This is a genomic window from Brevibacterium sp. BRM-1, assembly GCF_026802075.1.
Classification (GTDB): domain Bacteria; phylum Actinomycetota; class Actinomycetes; order Actinomycetales; family Brevibacteriaceae; genus Brevibacterium; species Brevibacterium rongguiense.
In genome coordinates, this window is sequence record NZ_CP113788.1 from 1,744,415 (window position 1) to 1,762,927 (window position 18,513).

The window sequence follows — 18,513 nt, forward strand, 5'->3', positions numbered from 1 at the left end:
TGCCCCGGTGAGTTTCCCACCAACGATGCCGGGAGGACGCCTTGGCCCAGAACAACATGGAAAGCCTGCAGCACGAGGAGCGGACGTTCGCGCCGCCCGCTGAGTTCGCACAGCAGGCGAACGCCTCCGCCCAGCTCTACGAGGAGGCCCAGGAGGACCGCCTCGCATTCTGGGAGAAGCAGGCCCGCGACCTCATCTCCTGGGACAAGGACTTCACCGAGGTCCTCGACTGGTCGAATCCCCCATTCGCCAAGTGGTTCGCCGACGGCACGCTCAACGTCGCCTACAACTGCCTGGACCGCCACGTCGAGGCCGGCAACGGCGACCGCGTGGCCATCCACTTCGAGGGCGAGCCCGGTGATACGCGGTCCTACACCTACAAGGAGCTCACCGAGGAGGTCTGCCGGGCCGCCAATGCGCTCACGGAGCTCGGGGTCAAGGCCGGCGACCGCGTGGCCGTCTACCTGCCGATGATCCCGGAGGCGGTCATCACGATGCTCGCCTGCGCCCGCCTGGGCGCCGCGCACTCCGTGGTCTTCGGCGGCTTCTCCTCCGACGCGCTCCACTCGCGCATCATGGACGCCGAGGCGCGGGTCGTGGTGACGGCCGACGGCGGGTACCGCCGGGGCAAGGCCAGCCCGCTCAAGCCCGCGGTGGACGAGGCGCTGAGCGCGGGCGACACCCCCGTGGACCACGTGCTCGTCGTCAAGCGCACCGGCGAGGACACGGACATGGTGGAGGGCCGCGACCAGTGGTGGTCCGACGTCGTGGGCCGCCAGTCCCCCGAGCACTCCCCGGAGGCCTTCGAGGCGGAGAACCCGCTGTTCATCCTCTACACCTCGGGCACCACCGGAAAGCCCAAGGGCATCCTCCACACCTCCGGCGGCTACCTCACGCAGGTGGCGTTCTCCATGCGGACGGTCTTCGACCTCAAGCCGGAGACAGACGTGTTCTGGTGCACCGCGGACGTCGGCTGGATCACCGGCCACTCCTACGTGGCGTACGGCCCCCTGGCCTGCGGCGTCACCCAGGTCATGTACGAGGGCACCCCGGACACCCCGCACCAGGGCCGCTGGTGGGAGATCATCGAGAAGTACGGCGCGACAATCCTCTACGCGGCGCCCACCGCCATCCGCACGTCCATGAAGTGGGGCGAGGAGGTCGCGCAGAAGTACGACCTGAGCAGCCTGCGCCTGCTCGGCTCGGTGGGCGAGCCCATCAACCCCGAGGCCTGGATGTGGTACCGCCGCGTCATCGGCGGGGACCGCTGCCCGGTGGTCGACACCTGGTGGCAGACGGAGACCGGCGCGCACATGATCGCCCCCCTGCCCGGCGTCGTGGAGACCAAGCCCGGCTCGTCCCAGTGCCCCATCCCGGGCGTGAGCGTGGACGTCGTGGACGACAACGGCAAGCCCGTGGGCAACGCCGATGCGGGCTACCTCGTCGTCACGGAGCCGTGGCCGTCGATGCTGCGCGGCGTCTACAAGGACCCGGAGCGGTTCAAGGAGACCTACTGGTCGCGCTTCGAGAACATGTACTTCGCCGGCGACGGCGCGCGCCGGGACGAGGACGGCGACATCTGGTTCCTGGGCCGCGTGGACGACGTCATGAACGTCTCCGGCCACCGGCTGTCCACGGCGGAGATCGAATCCGCCCTCGTCTCGCACCCGGCGGTCGCCGAGGCGGCCGTCGTGGGCGCCGCCGATGAGACCTCCGGCCAGTCCGTCGTCGCCTTCGTCATCCTGCGCGGCAGTGCGCAGCCAGACGATTCGACGGTGGAGGAGCTGCGCCAGCACGTGGGCAAGGAGATCGGCGCGATCGCCAAGCCCAAGAGGCTGCACATCGTCGACGAGCTGCCCAAGACGCGCTCGGGCAAGATCATGCGCCGGCTGCTCAAGGACGTGGCGGACAACAAGCAGGTGGGCGATGCCACGACGCTTGCGGACGCCTCCGTCATGGACGTCATCAGCCAGTCCGTCCAGCAGGGAGCGGGCAAGGACGACTGAGGCACGGCGGGCCGCCGAGGGCGGGGTTTCGCCCCGCCCTCGGTGGTCCGATGCCCGCGTCGGGCATAATCTGTAGGTACGCAACTGCCCCGCACGCCCTCACCAGGAGGATTTTCACATGCCCGAGCGGTCCATCTCCCAGCTCGTTGCTGACATCAAGGCCGATTCGCAGGCACTCGCCCAGGAGGAGGCGGCGCTCGCGAAGGCCGAGGTCACCTACGGGGCGAAGAACCTGGGCATCGGCGCGGGCCTTGCCGCCGCCGGCCTGTTCCTGCTCTTCCTGTCCTCCTTCATGGTGATCTTCGCGATCTCCGCGGTCTTCCACGAGGCGCTGGGCTGGCCCTGGTGGGGCAGCTTCCTGCTGGTCTTCGGCATCCTCGTCGTCATCGCGGCGGTCCTCGTGCTCATCGCCATCCCGCTGTTCAAGAAGGGCAACCCCATGCCCACCGGTGCGATCGGCGGGGCCAAGTCCGCGCTCGAGGCGCTCAAGCGGGCCGTGAAGAACCCCTCCGGCCCCCGCGTCTGAGGCACCCGCAAGCACCGCACGCGCTCCATCGCGAGGGGGGCGAGGCCGTTGGCCTCGCCCCCCTCGCCGTGTGTGCGACCGGGCGCTCGGCGCGGCGAGCCGCTCGCTGTCGCGCGCCGCTCGGCGCCGTGCGCCCCGTCACGACGGCATCGCCGTCAGCGGGGCAACGCCGGTCAGCGGGGCAGCGCTGGTCGACGGGGCAGCGCCAGCTTCACCCCGGCAGCGCTGGTTGCGTCCCGGCGGGCGCTGTCAGTACCGCACGTCCAGGCGCCGTTCGCGATCCCAGGGCCGGGCCCAGCCCAGCGCGTCGAAGACCCCCTCGAGGAGCCCCGCGGTGAAGCCCCACGCGCGCAGCACCCCGGCGTCGAACACGGGCGAGACGTAGCCGGTGCCGGGCACGGCGAACGTGCCGCGGTTGGCGGGCGCCACGAGGTCGGCCACCGCCACCCGGTACACCGAGGCGGATTCGGCCTCGTCGACGACCCGCACCTCGTGCCCCGTCCCGGCCCAGCCCAGCACGGGCGTCACGCAGAAGCCGCTCGCGGGCACGTAGAGAGCGCCCAGCTGACCGAGCACCTCGATGGCGGCGGGTTCGACGCCGGTCTCCTCGTGGGTCTCGCGCAGGGCTGCGGCCACGGCGTCGGCATCCTCCGGGTCCCGCTTGCCACCAGGGAACGCCACCTGGCCCGCGTGCGAGCGCAGCGTGGCGGCGCGCTGGAGCAGCACGACGTCGACGTCGCCTGCGCCCAGGTCCGTGAGGCGCTCGACCTCGTCACGGCCCGCCGAGGTGCGCGGCGGCTGTCCGCGCCCGAAGAGCATGAGCACGGCGGCGTCGCGGGTCGCGGCGCCGGCCGGCGGGCGCCGGCGCTCCAGCCACGTGCCCAGGGAGCCGGAGGCCGCCAGGCCGGCCAGCGCCTCGGCGGCGGGATCTGCGGGCGCGGCCCCGCCGGGAGTCGCGGGCCGGGGCGCGCTCATCGCGGCACCGCCATGCCGTAGCCCAGCAGCCCTGCGGCGGCCTCCGGATCGAGCTCGCCGATCCCGAAGCTGGGGCACAGGGCGGATATCGGGCAGACGCCGCAGGCCGGCCGCTTGGCGTGGCAGATCCTGCGGCCGTGGAAGATCAGCCGGTGGGAGACCATCGTGAGGTCGCGGCGGGCGAAGAGCTCGGTGAGGTCCGCCTCGACCTTGAGCGGGTCGGTCTGACGCGTGTACCCCAGCCGCCGGGCCAGTCGCCCCACGTGCGTGTCGATGGTCAGGCCCGGGATGCCGAAGGCGTTGCCCAGGACGACGTTCGCGGTCTTGACCCCCACCCCTGGCAGGGCGACCAGAGCCGCCTGCTCACCGGGCACCTCGCCGCCGTGGTCGGCCACGAGCGCCTGGGACAGGCCCACGATGTTCTTCGCCTTGGCCCGGAAGAAGCCGGTGGGGCGGATGATCGCCTCGACGTCCTCGAGGCGCGCATCGGCCAGCGCGGCGGCGTCCGGGTAGGCCGCGAAGAGCTCCGGGGTGACCTCGTTGACGCGGATGTCCGTGGTCTGGGCGGAGAGGACGGTGGCGATGAGGAGCTCGAAGGCGTTGGAGAAGTCGAGCTCCGCGCGGGCGTCCGGGTAGATGCGCGCCAGCTCCCGATCGATCCGGCGGGCGCGGCGCACCCGGCCCAGGTGGGTCTCGTGGGCGAACTTCCGCTCGCTCTTCTCCGCAACGCTTCGCACCCGCCCACCTTAGCGCCGGGCTCCCGCGGCTCCCGCGCGCCTTACCGGCGGTGCGCTGCGCCGGCGACACGGGCGCGCGGGTGCCCACCGGCGCCCGGCCCGGGCCAGCAGGGGCCCACGAATCCCGCAGGGCCTTCGACCGCTGGGTCCTGTGGGTCCTGGCCCGCCCCCGGTCTGCCGGGGGGCCGACGACGGTGCACCGGGTGCCGGCGCGCGACCGCTGACGGGCCTCCTCAGCGGGTTTCGCGGGCGGCGAACGGCGTGGATTCGCGGGTGGCGAGCCTGGGCTCACTGCCCGCGAGAGGGTAGATTGAAGTGACCGTCATCGCAATCAGGAGGTATCCGTGGACATCGAAGTGGTGCGCAACGCCACCCTATTCGCCGGTCTGGACGATGAGGCGACGAGTGCGCTGCTGAAGTTCATGAAGCCGCGCAGCCTGCGCCGCGGCACCGCCCTGTTCCACGAGGGCGACAGCGGCGATGAGCTCTACATCGTCTCCACCGGCAAGCTCAAGGTGGGCCGCGAGTCCGTCGACGGCCGCGAGTCCCTGCTCTCCGTGGTGGGCCCCGGCGAGATCATCGGCGAGCTGGCGCTCTTCGATCCGGGCCCCCGCTCCTCCACTGTCACCGCCGTGTCGCAGACGGAGCTGCTCAGCCTGCGCCACGAGGACCTCACCACGTGGCTCAAGGACCGCCCGCAGGCGGCCATGAACCTCCTCAAGGCGCTTGCCCTGCGCCTGCGCCGCACGAACGAGACGGTGGGCGACCTCGTGTTCTCCGATGTCCCCGGCCGCGTGGCGAAGGCGCTCATCGACCTCAAGGAGCGCTTCGGCAAGCCCGCCCCGGACGGCGTCCTCGTGCCCCACGACCTCACGCAGGAGGAGCTCGCCCAGCTCGTGGGCGCCTCGCGCGAGACGGTGAACAAGGCGCTGGCGGACTTCGCCGCCCGCGGCTGGATCCGCCTCGAGGCCCGCTCCGTCGTCATCCTCGACCTGGAGCGCCTGCAGCACCGCGCCCACTGAGAGCCGCGCCCGCACTGGGCGTCGCTCCCCCGCGGACCGCGCGCCCTGAGCGACGCCGCGGGTGCCCGCCCGGGGCCGCCCGCGCTGGGGCGCCCCCCACGGGCCCGCCCGCACTGAGAGGTCGTTCCCGTTCGCTTTTCGCCTGAGGAAGCGAACGGGAACGACCTCTCGCTGGTTCACGGGCACGCGTCCGCCCACCAGCGACGGCGGCCCACCGCCCGCCACCCGTCGCCCGCCACCCGGCTGCCGGCAACCGCGCCCACCGGTCAGCCCCGGCGCAGGTACTCCAGCTGCGCAGCCACGATCTGCTCGACCGCGCCGCGCAGGTTCGCCGGCACCTCGGCGTAGACGACATCGGCGACCTGGGCGGGCGTGTCCGCCCCGGCATCCACGGCGGCCTGCACCTGCTCCAGGCGCTCGCGCCGGTGCTGCAGGTAGTGGGCGAGCACCGCCCCCGGGTCCTCGACGACGGGCCCGTGCGCCGGCTCGATCACCTCGATGCGCCCCTGCGCCACGAAGCCCTGCAGGCGCTCGATGCTCGCCAGGTAGTCCGCGATCGACCCCTCCGGGTGCGTCACGACGGTGGTGCCCCGACCCAGGACGGTATCGCCTGAGTAGAGCGTGCGCCCGTGGAGCACGCTGATGCTGTCCGAGGTGTGCCCAGGCGTCGCGATGGTCTCCACCTCATCCGCCGCCGAGGCGCCGAAGCGGATCCGCTGCCCGTCCACCAGCGTGTCGGCACGGCGCGCGAATTCCGGCAGCACCGCGTGCACCGGCACCCCGGGGGCCCACTCGTCGGCCGTCGCGAGCGCCTCCGAGTGATCGGCGTGCCGGTGGGTGAGGACGATGCCCACAAGCTCCCGGTCGTCCACCGCGGCCAGGAAGGCGGCGCGGTGGGCGGGCAGCTCCGGGCCCGGATCGATGAGCAGGGCCGAGGCGCCGTCCGCGGAGTGGAGCACGAACGTGTTCGTGCCCTCGAGGGTCATGGGGGACGGATTGTCAGCGCGCACGCGCATGGGGAGCTCCTTCGCTCTGGGACGGACGGGCGGGGGCGCATTGCCAGCGCCAGAGCCGGCACCACGTCAAGCCGGGCCGCGAACTGGGCCGCTCCGGGGCAACCCGGGCCGACGCGCCTCGAGCCCGCAGGCTCCGGCGCCACGGGGCAGCCGGGCCCACCGCGCCTCGGAACCACCCAGTGGCACCTGGCCGCACCGCACCTCGGGCCGGTGACGAGGGGCGGCCCACTGCCTCGCACGAACCGGCAGTCACTGGCTCTCCTCCGCGACGCCGAGGGGCTCGAAGCTGTCGCCGGCCATGAGCGGCTTCGCCTCGACCTCGTCGGCCCCCGCGCTCAGCAGCTCCTCGTCGCGCAGCCTGCCGCGCTCGGAGGGATCCGCCCGGTGGTCGAGGCTGAGCCACCACTGCCCGTCGTGGCGCACCACGTCCGGCTCGAGCGGCCGGATGTCGCGGATCTTGGCCATCGCGGCGCCCACGGAGGGCAGTTCGGCGATCGACTCGCACAGCAGCCGCGCGGAGGCGGAGATATGGTCGGCGGTGTCCCCGGCGGAGCCCAGCACCTCGGCCGGCAGCATCCAGCCGCCCCACGAATCGTTGGGCGAGCGGAAGTCCACGACCTGGCCGGCGGGCACGGCGGCCACGAAGAACACGAGGTCGTAGCGGCGCAGCTGCCAGGGCGTGTTGATCCAGCGCAGCCACGGCCGCAGCAGGTCGGGCCGCATGGCGAGGTCGCGGTAGTCCAGCGCCTGCGGCAGGCGGACCTCGCGGGCAAAGAGCTTTCTGCGCGTCTGGTCGAGCAGCGGCAGGTCGGACTCGGAGACGAGCCGGCCCTCGGCATCGCAGGCGAAGACGATGCCCAGGTTCTCCAGCGCCACGCGCGCAGCGGCCGCATAGTGCGCGATGGCGCGGGTGGTGTTGTCCATGCGCAGCGTGCGCGCGCACTTCTCCGCGGACCAGCCCGCCATGGGAAGCCGACGGGCATCCGCCGGGCTGATCTCGCCGAAGGGGAACGACCACCGGTTGCGGTCCTCGATGCCCGGGGCGTCGGACTGGCGGGTGACGAAGACCTGGATGCCGGCCGGGGTGTCGCGCAGCAACACGACGCCGGAGGCGGAGATGGGCTGCGAGGGGTTGGGCGGGCGGTCGCCGGAGGCGAACAGCTCGAGCAGGCGTGTGAGCGAGTCCGACACGGGCAGCTCCCGCCCGTGCGGACCGCGCCCGTAGCGCAGGCTCTGGCCGCGCCGCACCCGGTTGCCTCCGCGCCTCAGATGTCCGAGCGGACCTTGACGATGAGCTCGATCTCCACGGGCGAGCCCATGGGCAGCGCGGCCACCCCCACGGCGGAGCGGGCGTGCTCGCCGCGCTTGCCGAAGAATTCGCCGAAGAACTCGGACGCGCCGTTGATGACCTTGGGCTGGTCCGTGAACGAGGGCGTCGAGGCCACGAAGCCCGTGACCTTGACGATCTGCTCGATGAGGTCGAGGTCACCGGTGAGCGAGCGGACCGCGGCCAGCGCGTTCATGGCGGCCGTGCGCGCGGCGTCGTAGCCGCCCTCCACGTCCACCTCGTCGCCCAGCAGGCCGATCGTCACGAGCTGGCCGTCGACGAAGGGCAGCTGCCCGGAGGTGTAGATGAATTCCCCCACGCGCAGGGCGGGGACGTAGGCGCCCACGGGGGCGGCGGTCTCGGGCAGTTCGATGCCCTGCTGGCTCAGTGCCTGTTCGATGCGCGTCATGTCACTCCTTGGGCCGTTTGAGGTAGGCGACCAGCCCGTTGTTGTCCGGGCCGGGGATCACCTGGACGAGCTCATAGCCCTCGTCGCCCCACTGGTCGAGGATCTGCTTCGTCGCGTGGACGATGAGGGGCACGGTGACATACTCCCACTTCTGCATGGGCGGTCCTTTCGCTCGTCGGGTGTCTCCTGCGAACCGTACCGCAGCGCGGCTCAGCCGCCCAGGCCCGCCTCGCCGCCGTTGTCGCCGCCGCCACCGCCGCCGCCGTTGTTCGAGCCGCCGCCTCCGCCGCCGCCGTTGTTGGAGCCCCCGCCTCCGCCGCCGTTGTTGGAGCCGCCGCCCCCACCGCCGCTGCGGCGGTACGAGCCGCTGGAGGAGGAGCTGCCGCCTCCGCCCCCGCCGCCGTAGACGGCCGAGGGGAACGCGAAGCCGGTGTTGCCCTTGGTGTGCTTGACGGCCTTGCTCATGATCGCCTGCCAGGTCTTGCCGGAGATCGTGGCGCCGTAGATGCGGCCCTGGACCTTGCCCTTGCCGTTCTTGCGCCAGTCGCGCACACCGCGGGGGTCGCCGGTCCACACGGAGGTGGCGAGCTTCTTCGTGAAACCGGAGAGCCACGTGGAGCCCACCTCGAAGTTCGTCGTGCCGGTCTTGGCGCCGGCGGGCACGCCGATGCTCAGGCCGCTCGTCGTGCCGCCGTTGAACGTCTGGGTGAGCGCGTAGGCCACGCCCTTGGCCACGTCCTTGTCGAGTGCGCGCTTGCAGTCGGCCGAGGGGATGTCGACCTTCTTGCCGTTCTCCTGGTGCGTGATCTCCACGATGGGGGTGGGCTTGCAGTACGTGCCGCCGGAGGCGAACGTCGCGAACGCGCTGGCCATGTCGATGGGGGCGACCTCGGCCGCACCCAGGATGGACGACGGGCCCAGCGCGGGGCGCGACTCGTAGGTCGAGCCGTCCTTCTGCTTGTACTTGAACGCGTAGTCCAGCGGGTGGTCGCTGCCGTACTTCACGCCCAGGTCCGAGGCGGTGCCGGCGATATCGCACATGTTGAGCTGGTTGCCCATGGCGGCGAACGCCGTGTTCACCGACTGCTTCGTGGCGGCCAGCGCGGTCATCGACGAACTCGCCTCACCGTCGCCCGCGTTGTTCGGCGACCAGTTGGCCGACATGTTGGGACAGCCCTCGTACTTCCACGAACTGGCGGGGAACTCCCGCTTCGAGGCGTTGACGGTGCTCATGAGCTTGCGGTCGGACTTCAGCCACTGGGCGAGCACGAACGGCTTCCACGTGGAGCCCACCTGGAATCCGCTGGCGCCGTTGTGGGCGCGGTCGACGTTGTAGTTGAGCTGGGTGTCGACGTTCTTCTTGCCCTCGGTCACCGAGTACTTGCGGTTCTGCACCATCGCGATGACCTTGCCGCTGCCCGGCTCGACCGTGACGGCGGAGTGGCCCGCGCCCGACGGGTCGCCCACGGGCACCCGGTTCTTCACGGCCTTGTCCGCGATCTTCTGGATCTTGGGGTTCAGGCTCGTCTTGACGATGAGGCCACCGCGCTGCAGGAGCGTTTTGCGCTCCTCCTCGGACTTGCCGAAGGCGGGGTCGGTGCGGATGACGCTCTGGACGTAGTCGCAGAAGTAGCCGTCGATGCCGGCGTCGGAGCAGCCGTTGGGCGTCTTGTGGATCTTGAGACCCAGGCCCGTCTTCTTCGCCGCGTCGTACTGCTTCTGGTCGATCTTGCCGTGCTGGAGCATGAGGCCCAGGACGACGTTGCGCCGCTCGAGGGTGAGCTTCTCGTTGCGCTCCGGGTTGTAGGCGCTGGGGTTCTTCACGATGCCCGCCAGGGTGGCGGCCTGGGCGACGTTGATCTTCGAGGCGGGGATCCCCCAGTAGTGCTGGGCCGCCGCCTCGACGCCGTAGACGTTGGGCGAGCCCGAGTAGTTGTTGATGTTCATGTAGCGGTTGAGGATCTCTTTCTTGGGGTACTTCTTCTCCACCGCCACGGCCAGCTTCGCCTCGCGCAGCTTGCGGGCGTAGCCCGCTGTGCCCTCGGACTCCTTGGCCGCGCCCACGCCCGCCACATCGTCCTGGGCGTGCGCGTTCTCCGCCAGCACGTTCTTCACGTACTGCTGGGTCAGCGTCGAACCGCCCTGCTTGTTGCCGGAGACGAGGTTGTGCAGCACCGCGCGGCCGATGCCCTGGAGGTCCACGCCGCCGTGCTCGAAGAACCGGTAGTCCTCGACGGCCACGGTGGCGTTCTGCATGGGCTGGGAGATCTTGTCGATCCCCACCTCCTTGCGGTTCTGCCAGTAGAACGTGGCGATCGTCGAGCCGTCAGAGGCGAGCATCTTCGACTGCTGGGCCAGCGGCCGCTCCTCGAGCTCGGCCGGCAGCGAGTTGAACACGCCCACCGCGTTCTCGGCGCCCACAGAGGCGGCGCCCATCGCGGGGATTGCGAGGCCCGCGGCCACAATGCCGGCCACGACGCTCAGGGCGACGAAGTGCAGCCAGGCCTTGACACCGGTCGGCTGGTCATCGGAGACAGAAGACACCATGGGGCGATTCTACTGAAGGGCCCAAGCCGGGGCCCGCAGTCCGCTTCCAGGGCGCGTCCAGGGAGGGCAAGCGCCCAGCTCAGCGCCGCATCCGCGTCCTCCGCCCGGGTCCGCGCCCGGCGCGTCGCGTCCTGCCCTCCCGGCGTTCCCCGGCCCCGCGCCCCAGGTGCGGGCCGCGACCCTGCGACCCGCGCCTCGGGCGTGTGGAGAGGGGCGAGCACGAGTACGGGGCTGCCAACAGCACCGAGTGCATCGCAGGGTGCTCACCGGCGGTGCCCCAGGCGACTCGGCAGGAGATCCCTCGACGGCTCGGCAGGAGGTTTCCCGGCGGCTCGGCAGGCTGGGCGCAGGGCGGCTCAGCGGGCCCGGGCGCCGGTGCTGCCCGCTGCCCTGCCCGCGCCCGAGGTGGGGTCCTGCCCAGGGCGGCCCGCACCTCGGGCGCGGGGGGCTGGGCCGAACCCGCGTGCGGGGGCATACCGGCGGGCCGCACGCGGGGCGTGACCGCTCGACGGGCTGGGCCCAAGCGGTTCAGGGGGCCGTGAGTGTGACGAGCGAGACCTCGGGCGGGCTGGCGAAGCGCACGGGGGCGAAGACGGAGAAGCCCAGGCCCGCAGAGATCTCGAGCGGCACGCCGCGGTAGTCCACGAGCCCGCGCGCCTGGTCGCGGGGCAGGTCGCAGTTCGTCACGGGGGCGCCCCAGAACGGGATGCGGATCTGGCCGCCATGGGTGTGCCCGGCGAACAGCGCCTGCGCGCCGGCGTCGACGAGCGGGTCGAGCGCCCGCGTGTAGGGGGCGTGGGTGACGCCCAGGCGCAGCTCGGCGGCGGGATCGAACTCCGGGCCGGCCGGACCGGGGCGATCGAGGCCGATGTGGGCATCGCCCAGTCCGGCCAGGGAGATCCGGGTGCCGTTGATGCTCACCCGCGCGCTGCGGTTGTCCAGGCGCGCCCACCCGCGGTCCTCGAACACCGCCACGAGCTGCGCCGTCGGCAGGTTGGGCCGCCCGTGCCCGCTGCTGCCCTCCGAGGGCTTCGTCAGGTAGCGCAGCGGGTTCTTGAACCTCGGCCCGTAGTAGTCGTTCGATCCGAGCACGAAGGCACCGGGCACGTCGAGCAGGCCGTCGAAGGTCCGGAGCACCTGCGGCAGGGTCTGGCCCCCGAAGTTGTCGCCCGTGTTGACGATGAAGTCCGGTTCGAGGCGCCTGAGCCGCGCAACCCAGGCCATCTTGTGGCGCTGCCACGCCGCCAGGTGGAGGTCGGAGACGTGGAGGACGCGGATGTCGCGATGGCCGGCCGGCAGCAGGGGCAGCTCGAAGCGGCGGACGGTGAACAGGTGCGGTTCGATGCCGGCGCCCCACACGCCAGCGGCGGCACCGGCGGCGGCGAGGCCGCCCGCAGCGGTGAGCGCAGGGCGCAGGGCGGGATGGGACGAGGGCCTCGCAGCGGTCATCCGCCCAGGCTACATGCGCAGCGGGCCGCCGGGCTCAGCTCGCGCGCAGCGACGGATGCCGGTCCAGGGTGGCCTCGCGGCGACTGCGCTGGCGGCCCAGCCGCCGCATCCGCCGCGCACCCCACGCCCGGCACACCAGGTAGATCGCGAAGCTGATCGTCGTGACGAAGGGGCTGATCGGCACGATTGGCGAACCCAGGGCGATGAGGATGCCGCCCACGGAGGACACGGTGGCGAAGACCACGGAGAGCACCGGGACGACGAACGGATTCGCGGAGACCTGGGAGGCCGCCGCGGCCGGCGTCACGAGCAGCGCGAGCACCAGGAGCACCCCCACCACCTGCACGGACAGGGCCACGGCGAGCCCCAGCACCAGCATGAAGGCGATGGACAGCGCGCCCACGGGCACGCCTCGGGCGCGGGCGACCTCGCCGTCCACGCTGGCGAACATGAGCGGGCGCCACATGACGGCGAGCGCGGCGAGCACGATGACCGCGCAGACGACGAGCAGGCGCAGCTGCGCCGGCGTGATCGCCACGATCTGGCCGGTGAGCAGGCCGAACTTATTGGCCGCCCGACCGTCGTAGAGCGCGAGGAAGAGGATGCCCAGGCCCAGGCCGAACGGCATGAGGACGCCGGTGATGGCATTGCGCTGGCCGGCCTTCGTGCCGCCCAGGCCGATGATGAGCGCCGCGATGAGCGAGCCCACGATCGACCCGGTGACGACGTCCCAGCCCACGAGGAGGGCGAAGCCCGCACCGGCGAAGGAGAGCTCGGAGACGCCGTGGACGGCGAAGGGGATGTCGCGCGCCACGACGAAGACGCTGACGAGGCCGCCCACCACGCCCAACAGCGCGGCGGCGAGGATCGAGTTGGCCACGAGCCCCAGGAGCTCCCCGTAGTCCTCGAACGTGAACAGCTCGCCCAGCTCGCTCATGCCTGCCCCCTCGCGCGGCGAATCCCATGGGCGGGGTGCTTGCCCTGTGCGGGGCGCTTGCCCTGTGTCGAGCCCTGCTCGCTCATGCGGCGCTTCCGTCCTGCGCGGGGTGGTGCGCGCCCTCGTCGTCGCCGCCCACGATGAGCAGGCGGCCCGCGGCCTCGACGACCTCCACGGGGTAGCCGTAGAGCCGGGTGAGGGCCGCGGTCGTGATGACCTCGTGCGGGCACCCCACGAGGAAGTGCCCGCCCACGATGTAGAGGACCCGATCGACGTAGGGCAGGATCGGGTTGATCTCGTGTGTGACGAAGAGGATGGCGGTGTCGCGCTCGCGGCGCTGCTCGTCGAGCAGCCTCGCCACGAGGTGCTGGTGGGTGATGTCGAGGCTGAGCAGCGGCTCGTCGCACAGCAGCACCCGCGGGTCCGAGGCGAGTGCCTGGGCCAGGCGCAGGCGCTGTAGCTCGCCGCCGGACAGGGTGCCCACCGGGGCATCCGCGTAGTCGAGCGCGCCCACGCTGGCCAGCAGGCGATCGACCTGCGCGGTGATCTTCCGGCTGGGCAGTCCCAGGCCCCAGCGGTCCCCGTCGATGCCCAGGCGCACCAGGTCGCGGGCGCGCAGCGGGGTCTGCGGGTCGACGCCGCGCTGCTGGGGGACGTAGCCCACGGCGCGGCTGCCGCTGCGCACGGGGTGCCCGGCGATCTCCGCGCTGCCCGAGTGCAGCCGGTTCTGGCCCAGCAGCACTTTGAGCAGGGACGTCTTGCCGGAGCCGTTGGGCCCCAGGACGGCGATGAACTCACCGGGGCTCACGTCCAGGTCGAGCCCGTGCCACACGACGCGCCGGCCGAACCGCAGCTGCGCATCGTGGATGCGCAGAATGGGCTCGGGGGCGGAGCCGGGGGCGGGATGGGTGTGCGTGGCGGGTCCTCTCCGAACGGTGCGGTGTGTCATACGGTGGTGCGGTGGCTGGCGGTGCTGCCGCGGTCGGTGGTGATGCGGCGGCTCACGGCTCGGCCTATTTCGCGGCCCCGAGCTTCTGCGCGATGTCGTCGATGCGCCCGCCCATCCACTCGTCGTAGTGCGCGCCCTGCGGCATCGTCTCCGTGAGGTCGACGACGCCCACGCCCGCCGCATCGGCGGACTTCTTCAGCTGTTCGGCCTGGGTGTTCGTCGCCTGGGTGTTGTAGCCCAGTATGACAACCTGCCCGTCCGAGATCTGCCGCTGGGCCTTCTTGAGCACGAGCGGGGGCACGTCCGAGCCCTCCTCCACCGCCTCGAGGAATTCCTCCGGGGTGATCGTCTCCAGCCCCATGTCGGAGAACAGCCACAGCGGCACAGGCTCCGTGGCCGAGGCCTTCTTGCCCTGGGCCGTCTTCTTCACCTGCGCGATCGAGTCGTTGAGCCCGTCGAGCTTCTTGACGAGCGCGGAGGTGTTGTCCTCGAAGGCCTGCGCGTCATTCGGCGCCTTGTCCTTGAGCTCGTCCTCAATCGCGTGCGCGACCTTGATCATCGTGGGCACGGAGTACCAGACGTGTTCGTTGAACTCGCCGTGGTCGTGGCCCTCGTGGGCGTCGTGCTCACCGGATTCCTCGGCCTCGCTGGACTCCTCGGCATGGTCGGAGTGCGCGTGCTCGTCGTCCGCGTGATCGGCGTGGTCGGCATCGTGATCCTCGTCGTGTTCGTCACCGGCGGCTGCGCTCTCCGTTCCCGCGGCGCCCTGCGACTCCTCCGCCCCATGGTCGTGGTCGTGATCGCCGGCGGCGTCCTCGGCCCCCGGCAGGCCGGAGACCGCCACGGCGTCCACAACGGCGGGATGGGAGTCCGCAGACTTCATCATCGAGTCCATGAACGAGTCGTAGCCGCCGCCGTTCTCCACGACGATGCTGGCCTTGGACACCTTGAGCTGATCGGCCGTGCTCGCCTCGTAGTCGTGCGGGTCCTTGTTCGGGTCGTCGATGATCGCCTCGACGTCCGCCCTGTCCCCGGCGATCTGCGAGGCGATGTCGGCATACACGTTCGTCGACGTCACCACGCGCGGCTTCCCACTGTTGGAGTCGGCTCCACCGCCGCTGCCGCAGCCCGCCAGCACCGCCGCAGTCGCCAGTGCGACCGCTCCGGCCCCCAGGCTGCGCATCCGTCCCCTCGGCCCCTGCATCATCGCCACGTCTCCCACTCTGCTCATCGTATTCCGGCGCCCGAGGCGCGCTCGCCCACCGGTGCTTCATCCATCGGCCGCGGCGGGCCAGTCCAGGCCCGCCCGACCGCCGTTGGCAGGCACGCTACGCGGCGGTTTCCGAGTGCACTAATGGTTATATGCACATGCGCGCATAGCGCGAGGACACGGCCCCGCCCGGAAACTCGCGGCGCTGGCTGCCCCCGCCGGCTCACCGCCAAGCGCCGTCCGGCACCCCCCGACCCGGACCGCGCTGCACCGCACCGCACCGGACTGCACAGCACCGGGCCACACCAAACCCGCCCGCCCCGCTCCGAGCGGGTTGCCACGACGCTGAAAGCGCCACCCGCCAACGGCCACGCTCCGCTGCGGGTCGGACCACGCCGAACCGGTCCGCACTGATCCCGTGGCCACGACGCTGAGAGGTCACCCTCGTACGGTCAGCGCCGACACAACCGAACGGGAACGACCACTCACCGGTGGCCCGAATCCCCGCGCCCCGCGAACTTCGCAGTCCAACGGCCGAAAGGTCACTTTCCTACGGCATGCGGCGGCGCAACCGAACGACATCGACCACTCACCAATAGCGGCCCGGGCCCCGCGCGACCGCGCCCCCGCGCCGTCTCAGCGGCGGTCGGCCAGGAGCTTCGCGATCTGGACCGTGTTGAGCGCCGCGCCCTTGCGCAGGTTGTCGTTGCTGACGAAGAGCACGAGACCCCGACCTGCCGGCGCGGACTGATCCGAGCGAATGCGCCCCACGAGGCTCGGGTTGCGCCCGGCAGCCTTGAGCGGGGTGGGCACATCGACGAGCTCGACGCCCGGGGCCTGGGCAAGCACCTCGGCGGCGGTGTCCGCAGTGATCTCGTCGGCGAACTCGGCGTGGATGGACAGCGAGTGGCCGGAGTAGACGGGAACGCGCACGCAGGTGCCCGCCACGAGCAGATCCGGGTGGCCCAGGATCTTGCGGCTCTCGTTGCGCAGCTTCTTCTCCTCGTCGGTCTCGCCTTCCCCGTCGTCCACGAGGCTGCCGGCCAGCGGCAGGACGTTGAAGGCGATGGGGTCCGTGTAGACCTGGGGCTGCGGGAACGCCACGGCGGAGCCGTCGCGCACCAGCGACTTCGACGTGGGCGCGGCGGTGTTGGCCTGCCCGTAGAGCTCGTCGACGCCCTTGATGCCGGAGCCGGAGACGGCCTGGTACGTGCTCACCATGAGGCGCTCAAGGCCCGCAGCATCGTCGAGCGGCTTGAGGACGGGCATCGCGGCCATCGTCGTGCAGTTGGGGTTCGCGATGATGCCCTTGGGGATCGAGTCGAGGGCGTCCGGGTTGACCTCGCTGACGACAAGGGGGACCTCCGGATCGCTGCGCCAGGCCGAGGAGTTGTCGACGACGGTGACGCCCGCCGCGGCGAACTTCGGGGCGTATTCGCGCGAGGTGCCGCCGCCGGCGGAGAACAGGGCGACGTCCAGGCCCGCCGGGTCCGCGGTGGCGGTGTCCTCGACAACGATTGTCTGGCCCTTGAAGTCGAGCTCGGTGCCCGCAGATCGCGCGGTGGCGAAGAAGCGGATCTGCTCGATGTCGAAGCCGGGGTCGTCGGCGAGCAGGTCGCGCATGACCTGGCCCACCTGGCCGGTTGCCCCCACGACGCCGATTTTGAGTCCGCTCATCGTCCGGTCCCTCCGTACACGATCGCCTCGGACTCGTCGCTGTCGAGGCCGTAAGCGGTATGGGCTGCGCGCACTGCGTCGTCGAGCAGCTCGGCCCGGGTGACGACGCTGATGCGGATCTCCGAGGTGGAGATCATGTCGATGTTGATGTGCGCCTTGGACAGCGCGTCGAAGAGGTTCGCGGTCACGCCCGGGTGCGAGCGCATGCCGGCGCCCACGACGGAGAGCTTGCCGATCTGGTCGTCGTAGCGCAGATGGTCGAAGCCGATCTCCTCCTTGGCCGCCTCGAGCCCGGCGATCGCCTTCGCACCGTCGTCCATCGGCAGGGTGAAGGAGATGTCCGTGCGGCCGGGGTCGCGCGTGGAGATGTTCTGGACGATCATGTCGATGTTGATCTCGTGGCCGGACAGCACCTGGAAGATCCGGGCCGCCTTGCCGGGGACGTCGGGGACGCCCACCACGGTGAGCTTCGCCTCGGAGCGGTCGTGCGCGACGCCGGAGATGATGGCCTGTTCCATGCTCGTGTCGTCCTTGTCATCGGTGGTGCGGAAATCTGCGGGAATGGGGCCGTCGGTCACCCACGTGCCCGTGTGCTGGGAGAACGACGAGCGCACGTGGACCGGCACGCCGTAGCGGCGGGCGTATTCGACGGAGCGCAGGTGGAGGATCTTGGCGCCGGAGGCCGCCATCTCCAGCATCTCCTCGTAGCTGATCTTGTGCACGCGCGAGGCCGGGGGCACGATCCGCGGGTCCGCGGTGAAGACGCCGTCGACGTCGGTGTATATCTCGCACACGTCCGCCCCAAGGGCCGCGGCGAGCGCAACCGCGGTCGTGTCGGAGCCACCGCGCCCCAGCGTCGTGATGTTCTTCGTGTTCTGCGAGACGCCCTGGAAGCCCGCGACGATCGCGATGTTGCCCTCGCCCAGGGCGGACTGGATGCGCCCGGGAGTGACGTCGATGATCCGCGCGCGGCCGTGCGATTCGTCGGTGATGACGCCGGCCTGGGAGCCGGTGAAGGACTGGGCGCGGAACCCCAGGTTCGCGATCGCCATGGCGAGGACGGCCATGGAGATCCGCTCGCCGGCGGTGAGGAGCATGTCGAGCTCGCGCGCCGGCGGCACGGGCGAGACGTCCTTCGCCAGGTCGATGAGGTCATCGGTGCTGTCGCCCATCGCGGAGACGACCACGACGACGTCGTGCCCGGTCTTGCGGTACTCGACGATGCGCTTGGCGACGCGCTTGACGGAGGCGGCATCGGCGACGGAGGACCCGCCGAACTTCTGGACGACTAGACTCACTGCGCTCGCTTTCCCACGATGCGTGCTCGCGCCGGGCGCCTGCGCGCCGCGGGCGGCGCCGGGGCGTCCCGACGCACAGCCACAGTCTAAAGGCCGCCCGGCCGGGGCCTCGCGGCGGCGTGCCGTCGCGGGCTCGCGGTTCGCGCACCACCGCTCCTTCCGCACGGCCCGCAGTGGCTTGCCGTGGCTCACCGCCGCGCCCGAGGCGCGGACTCCCACCGCCCACGGGTGGATGGGCACCTGCGCCTGTCTCCCCGCCTCCTCCGCGGGCCATGCGGCGGCATGCCGCCGCCCTCTCCGCCTCCCATCACACCCGAGGTGCGGACTCCCACCGGCTCCGGGTGATGGGTACCCCCGCCTGTCTCCCCCGCCGCATCCGCGGGGCATGCGGTGGCATGCCGCCGCATCCCTGTCCCCACCGCGCCAGC

16 protein-coding genes are annotated in these 18,513 nt (G+C 71.5%); 3 read left to right on the top strand and 13 right to left on the bottom strand.

The features are described 5' to 3' along the window. The first annotated feature begins 56 nt into the window (after positions 1 to 56). Positions 57 to 2,006 carry an acetate--CoA ligase gene (gene acs, locus BRM1_RS07640; RefSeq protein WP_160952675.1) on the top strand — a complete coding sequence of 650 codons (1,950 nt, stop codon included), beginning with the start codon at positions 57 to 59 and terminating at the stop codon, positions 2,004 to 2,006. A gap of 118 nt (positions 2,007 to 2,124) precedes the next feature. Then, positions 2,125 to 2,532, top strand: coding sequence for a phage holin family protein (locus BRM1_RS07645; protein WP_160952674.1), 408 nt, complete (start codon positions 2,125 to 2,127; stop codon positions 2,530 to 2,532). Between the two features lie 249 nt (positions 2,533 to 2,781). On the opposite strand, the gene BRM1_RS07650 is transcribed toward BRM1_RS07645, so the two are convergent. Together BRM1_RS07650 and nth are read right to left on the bottom strand one after the other, a co-directional pair. Continuing rightward, positions 2,782 to 3,507, bottom strand: coding sequence for an NUDIX hydrolase (locus BRM1_RS07650; RefSeq protein WP_160952673.1), 726 nt, complete (start codon positions 3,505 to 3,507; stop codon positions 2,782 to 2,784). Continuing rightward, a complete protein-coding gene (gene nth, locus BRM1_RS07655) occupies positions 3,504 to 4,244 on the bottom strand; it encodes an endonuclease III (protein WP_160952672.1) in 741 nt (246 codons plus the stop codon). The genes BRM1_RS07650 and nth overlap by 4 nt, the downstream gene beginning before the upstream one ends. A 344-nt stretch (positions 4,245 to 4,588) precedes the next feature. On the opposite strand from nth, the gene BRM1_RS07660 reads away from it, so the two are divergent. Continuing rightward, positions 4,589 to 5,266 (top strand): Crp/Fnr family transcriptional regulator, encoded by a 678-nt coding sequence (locus BRM1_RS07660; protein WP_160952671.1) that lies wholly within the window; start codon positions 4,589 to 4,591, stop codon positions 5,264 to 5,266. Positions 5,267 to 5,532: 266 nt separating this feature from the next. Here BRM1_RS07660 and BRM1_RS07665 read toward each other — a convergent pair whose 3' ends face one another. The 11 genes from BRM1_RS07665 to BRM1_RS07715 form a co-directional block, all read right to left on the bottom strand. Further along, positions 5,533 to 6,282: an MBL fold metallo-hydrolase gene (locus tag BRM1_RS07665; RefSeq protein ID WP_268524969.1), complete on the bottom strand. Its 750-nt coding sequence runs from the start codon at positions 6,280 to 6,282 to the stop codon at positions 5,533 to 5,535. Positions 6,283 to 6,531: 249 nt separating this feature from the next. Beyond that, a complete protein-coding gene (locus BRM1_RS07670; RefSeq protein ID WP_268524971.1) occupies positions 6,532 to 7,473 on the bottom strand; it encodes a hypothetical protein in 942 nt (313 codons plus the stop codon). A gap of 74 nt (positions 7,474 to 7,547) precedes the next feature. Continuing rightward, a complete protein-coding gene (locus BRM1_RS07675; RefSeq protein ID WP_160952668.1) occupies positions 7,548 to 8,018 on the bottom strand; it encodes a RidA family protein in 471 nt (156 codons plus the stop codon). A 1-nt stretch (position 8,019) separates the two neighbouring features. Beyond that, entirely contained in the window at positions 8,020 to 8,175 is a 156-nt protein-coding gene (locus BRM1_RS07680; RefSeq protein ID WP_202410804.1) for a hypothetical protein, read from the bottom strand. Between the two features lie 53 nt (positions 8,176 to 8,228). Continuing rightward, positions 8,229 to 10,565 carry a transglycosylase domain-containing protein gene (locus BRM1_RS07685; RefSeq protein ID WP_268524973.1) on the bottom strand — a complete coding sequence of 779 codons (2,337 nt, stop codon included), beginning with the start codon at positions 10,563 to 10,565 and terminating at the stop codon, positions 8,229 to 8,231. A gap of 528 nt (positions 10,566 to 11,093) precedes the next feature. Then, complete coding sequence (locus BRM1_RS07690) at positions 11,094 to 12,014, bottom strand: metallophosphoesterase (protein ID WP_268524975.1); 921 nt, start codon at positions 12,012 to 12,014, stop codon at positions 11,094 to 11,096. Positions 12,015 to 12,048: 34 nt separating this feature from the next. After that, positions 12,049 to 12,951, bottom strand: coding sequence for a metal ABC transporter permease (locus BRM1_RS07695; protein WP_268524977.1), 903 nt, complete (start codon positions 12,949 to 12,951; stop codon positions 12,049 to 12,051). Positions 12,952 to 13,033: 82 nt separating this feature from the next. Next, positions 13,034 to 13,900 (bottom strand): metal ABC transporter ATP-binding protein, encoded by an 867-nt coding sequence (locus tag BRM1_RS07700; RefSeq protein WP_160952664.1) that lies wholly within the window; start codon positions 13,898 to 13,900, stop codon positions 13,034 to 13,036. Between the two features lie 64 nt (positions 13,901 to 13,964). Beyond that, positions 13,965 to 15,131: a metal ABC transporter solute-binding protein, Zn/Mn family gene (locus BRM1_RS07705; RefSeq protein WP_268524979.1), complete on the bottom strand. Its 1,167-nt coding sequence runs from the start codon at positions 15,129 to 15,131 to the stop codon at positions 13,965 to 13,967. Between the two features lie 615 nt (positions 15,132 to 15,746). Further along, the gene (locus BRM1_RS07710) at positions 15,747 to 16,787 is read right to left on the bottom strand and encodes an aspartate-semialdehyde dehydrogenase (protein ID WP_160952663.1); all 1,041 of its coding nucleotides are present in this window, start codon (positions 16,785 to 16,787) and stop codon (positions 15,747 to 15,749) included. After that, complete coding sequence (locus BRM1_RS07715; protein ID WP_268524982.1) at positions 16,784 to 18,085, bottom strand: aspartate kinase; 1,302 nt, start codon at positions 18,083 to 18,085, stop codon at positions 16,784 to 16,786. The genes BRM1_RS07710 and BRM1_RS07715 overlap by 4 nt, the downstream gene beginning before the upstream one ends. Positions 18,086 to 18,513: the final 428 nt, after the last annotated feature.

Bases quoted from the DNA above. Each gene is read 5' to 3' on its own strand.
- acs (WP_160952675.1), top strand. From the start codon at position 57: ATGGAAAGCCTGCAGCACGAGGAGCGGACGTTCGCGCCGCCCGCTGAG.
- BRM1_RS07645 (WP_160952674.1), top strand. From the start codon at position 2,125: ATGCCCGAGCGGTCCATCTCCCAGCTCGTTGCTGACATCAAGGCCGAT.
- BRM1_RS07650 (WP_160952673.1), bottom strand. From the start codon at position 3,507: ATGAGCGCGCCCCGGCCCGCGACTCCCGGCGGGGCCGCGCCCGCAGAT.
- BRM1_RS07665 (WP_268524969.1), bottom strand. From the start codon at position 6,282: ATGCGCGTGCGCGCTGACAATCCGTCCCCCATGACCCTCGAGGGCACG.
- BRM1_RS07675 (WP_160952668.1), bottom strand. From the start codon at position 8,018: ATGACGCGCATCGAACAGGCACTGAGCCAGCAGGGCATCGAACTGCCC.
- BRM1_RS07680 (WP_202410804.1), bottom strand. From the start codon at position 8,175: ATGCAGAAGTGGGAGTATGTCACCGTGCCCCTCATCGTCCACGCGACG.
- BRM1_RS07685 (WP_268524973.1), bottom strand. From the start codon at position 10,565: ATGGTGTCTTCTGTCTCCGATGACCAGCCGACCGGTGTCAAGGCCTGG.
- BRM1_RS07690 (WP_268524975.1), bottom strand. From the start codon at position 12,014: ATGACCGCTGCGAGGCCCTCGTCCCATCCCGCCCTGCGCCCTGCGCTC.
- BRM1_RS07695 (WP_268524977.1), bottom strand. From the start codon at position 12,951: ATGAGCGAGCTGGGCGAGCTGTTCACGTTCGAGGACTACGGGGAGCTC.
- BRM1_RS07700 (WP_160952664.1), bottom strand. From the start codon at position 13,900: ATGACACACCGCACCGTTCGGAGAGGACCCGCCACGCACACCCATCCC.
- BRM1_RS07705 (WP_268524979.1), bottom strand. From the start codon at position 15,131: ATGAGCAGAGTGGGAGACGTGGCGATGATGCAGGGGCCGAGGGGACGG.
- BRM1_RS07710 (WP_160952663.1), bottom strand. From the start codon at position 16,787: ATGAGCGGACTCAAAATCGGCGTCGTGGGGGCAACCGGCCAGGTGGGC.